Here is a 3147-nt window from a genome sequence, read left to right as displayed (position 1 = left end):
GTCATTTCCGATAAATTCTTGCAGCTTTGCGTTTCTAGATTCCCTCTTTCGCGGGAATGACGGGATGCAGGTTTCCGCGCGGACGGATTCGGCATTCCCGCTTTCGCAGAAATGCCGGCTTTTGGTTTGTTGTCTTTATAAGATTATTCAGCAATTATTCTGCGGTTTTGCGTTTGTGTGCTGCCGGAATCTCAAGGGATTCTCTGTATTTGGCAATGGTGCGGCGAGAAACCTCCATGCCGCGGAAAGCCAGCAGGTTGGCGAGTGCCTCGTCAGAATACGGCGTGGGTGTGGACGAGGCAAAACCGGCGGCGGGAAAGGGATTGAGCGAAGCAATGAGGTCGAGTGCGGCTTCGAGTGTGCCGCTGTCGGTTTGGGGCAGGTGTTTTTTTATTCGTGCGAGGGTTTGGCTGCGGTTGCCGTCAATGCTGTCGAGGGCGTTTCGGACGATATGCAGGGCGGCGGGTTTGGCAGCACATTCGCCCAATCTTTCTATCTGCAGTATCAGCGATTCGTTCAAATCGGCGGCGGCCACGCCTGCCGGGTCGAATTTTTGCAATGCAGTCAGGGCTTGTTTCAGCATTGCTTCATCCAACATCCACTCCAAGGGCGTATGGTCGAGGATGTCTTCGATGCTGTCGGTCAGATAACCCTGCTCGTCAAGGAAATCGATAAGGATGTGGACACAGGCGGCTTCTTGGTCGGAAAGCGGGTGTTCGCATACTTGCGCGTGCAGGTATTGCTTGAAATCCTGCTCACCGGCGATGTTGGACAGCATATCTTCGCCTTCGTCTCCGCCGATTTGACGGGCAGGCGCGGTGTAATGGGAAAACCTAGCATCGGAAAATTCATCCGTGTCTTTGCGTTCGAGCAGGGGATTGTCCGACAGCCAGTTTTCGACCTCGCGTTCAAGTTCGATACCCGACATCTGCAATACGCGCAAAGATTGTTGCAGCCGCTGGTTGAGCTGCTGGGTCTGTTTGAGCTTTATTCCGAGTAAGGTCATGATAATGTGGGGAAAATTGTTATTTTCAGCCTGTCGGCGCAAAAAATGCCGCAAAGCGTCATTGCATTATAAATGGTTTTAATGAGCGGGTTCGGATTCTTTCTGATAACAAAAAACAAACGAAAATCAAAAACCGATTGCTTATAATAATATTAAATCGATTTCATAGTTTTAATAGCGAAAATCTTGGCGTATAGTCGCATCCATAGTTTTTACAAAAGGGAAATAAAATGTCGATTCAAGAAATTTATTGCAATCAAGAAACCGGTTACGAATACGCTTTCCGCCAAATCGTACTGTAAGCCGTTTACCCCCATTTGACCAACCTGAGAAAAGGAACAAGAGCGATGACTACCTCCAAATGCCCTGTAACCCATCTGACCATGAACAACGGCGCGCCTGTTGCCGACAATCAAAACAGCCTGACCGCCGGTCCTCGCGGCCCTCTGCTGGCGCAGGATTTGTGGCTGAATGAAAAACTCGCCGACTTCGTGCGCGAAGTCATCCCCGAACGCCGTATGCACGCCAAAGGTTCGGGCGCGTTCGGTACGTTTACCGTAACGCACGACATCACCAAATACACCCGCGCCAAAATCTTCAGCGAAGTCGGCAAAAAAACCGAGATGTTCGCCCGTTTCACCACCGTGGCAGGCGAACGCGGCGCAGCCGATGCAGAACGCGACATCCGCGGTTTTGCCTTGAAATTTTATACCGAAGAAGGCAACTGGGATGTGGTCGGCAACAACACGCCCGTGTTCTTCCTGCGCGACCCGCGTAAATTCCCTGACCTGAACAAAGCCGTCAAACGCGATCCGCGCACCAATATGCGTTCCGCCACAAACAACTGGGACTTCTGGACGCTGCTGCCTGAAGCGTTGCACCAAGTTACCATCGTGATGAGCGACCGCGGTATTCCCGCCAGCTACCGCCATATGCACGGCTTCGGTTCGCATACTTACAGCTTCTGGAACGAAGCAGGCGAGCGTTTCTGGGTGAAATTTCATTTCCGCAGCCAGCAAGGCATTAAAAACCTGACCAACGAAGAAGCCGCCAAAATCATCGCCGACGACCGCGAAAGCCATCAACGCGACCTGTACGAAGCCATCGAGCGCGGCGAGTTTCCGAAATGGACGATGTACATCCAAGTCATGCCTGAAGCCGATGCGGAAAAAGTACCCTATCATCCGTTTGATTTGACCAAAGTTTGGCCGAAAAAAGACTATCCGCTGATTGAAGTGGGCGAATTCGAGTTGAACCGCAATCCCGAAAACTTCTTCGCCGATGTGGAACAATCCGCCTTCGCACCGAGCAACCTCGTTCCCGGTATCGGCGCGAGCCCAGATAAAATGCTGCAAGCCCGTTTGTTCAATTACGCCGATGCGCAACGCTACCGTTTGGGCGTGAACTTCCGCCAAATCCCCGTCAACCGTCCGCGTTGCCCTGTTCACAGCAACCAGCGCGACGGCCAAGGCCGCGCCGACGGTAACTACGGCAGCCTGCCGCACTACGAACCCAACAGCTTCGGCCAATGGCAGCAACAACCCGACTTCGCCGAACCGCCTTTGAAAATCAACGGCGACGCGGCGCACTGGGACTACCGCCAAGACGATGACGACTATTTCAGCCAACCGCGCGCCCTGTTCAACCTGATGAACGATGAGCAGAAACAGGCTTTGTTCGGCAACACCGCCGCAGCCATGGGCGATGCGCCCGACTTCATCAAATACCGCCATATCCGCAACTGCCACCGTTGCGACCCGGCATACGGCGAAGGCGTGGCAAAAGCCCTCGGACTGACTGTCGAAGACGCACAAGCCGCCCGCGCGACCGACCCCGCACTCGGCCAGCCCGGTTTGCTGTAAGGGGGCATTATGTGGATGGAAATTGAAGAAATCCTGTCCCGCGCCGTCCGCTACCGGAAATAACCGGGCATAAAAATGCCGTCTGAAACGTCGTTTGACCGCTTCAGACGGCATTTCCACACCCCACCCCCGCCGTTTCAGTGGGCGTTTTTTATTAAACGCAAAATATCCCGTCATTCCCGCCCCACAGCCCACTTTTCCGCCGTCATTCCCGCACCATCCCCACCGGTTCAAACCGGCACGAAAACTTTTCCGCGTCATTCCCACGAAAGTGGGAAT

3 protein-coding genes are annotated in these 3147 nt (G+C 53.6%); 2 read left to right on the top strand and 1 reads right to left on the bottom strand.

All coding sequences use genetic code 11. From position 1 onward, the window contains the following. Positions 1 to 154: 154 nt before the first annotated feature. A complete protein-coding gene (locus HMPREF2959_RS06610) occupies positions 155 to 1006 on the bottom strand; it encodes an RNA polymerase factor sigma-54 (protein WP_002239471.1) in 852 nt (283 codons plus the stop codon). Between the two features lie 347 nt (positions 1007 to 1353). Here HMPREF2959_RS06610 and katA point away from each other — a divergent pair, with 347 nt between their 5' ends. Next, positions 1354 to 2868 (top strand): catalase KatA, encoded by a 1515-nt coding sequence (gene katA / locus HMPREF2959_RS06605; RefSeq protein WP_002243207.1) that lies wholly within the window; start codon positions 1354 to 1356, stop codon positions 2866 to 2868. 75 nt (positions 2869 to 2943) lie between these two features. Then, positions 2944 to 3147: hypothetical protein (locus HMPREF2959_RS12900; RefSeq protein WP_210398729.1), on the top strand; the 204-nt coding region annotated here is incomplete at its 3' end.

Source organism: Neisseria sp. HMSC070F02, from assembly GCF_001814225.1.
GTDB classification, from domain to species: domain Bacteria; phylum Pseudomonadota; class Gammaproteobacteria; order Burkholderiales; family Neisseriaceae; genus Neisseria; species Neisseria meningitidis.
Note: the sequence above shows the minus strand (reverse complement) of the source record. Positions and strands in the feature narration are given on the sequence as shown.

Excerpts from the sequence above, each read along its gene's own strand:
- HMPREF2959_RS06610 (WP_002239471.1), bottom strand. The coding sequence starts at position 1,006 with ATGACCTTACTCGGAATAAAGCTCAAACAGACCCAGCAGCTCAACCAG.
- katA (WP_002243207.1), top strand. The coding sequence starts at position 1,354 with ATGACTACCTCCAAATGCCCTGTAACCCATCTGACCATGAACAACGGC.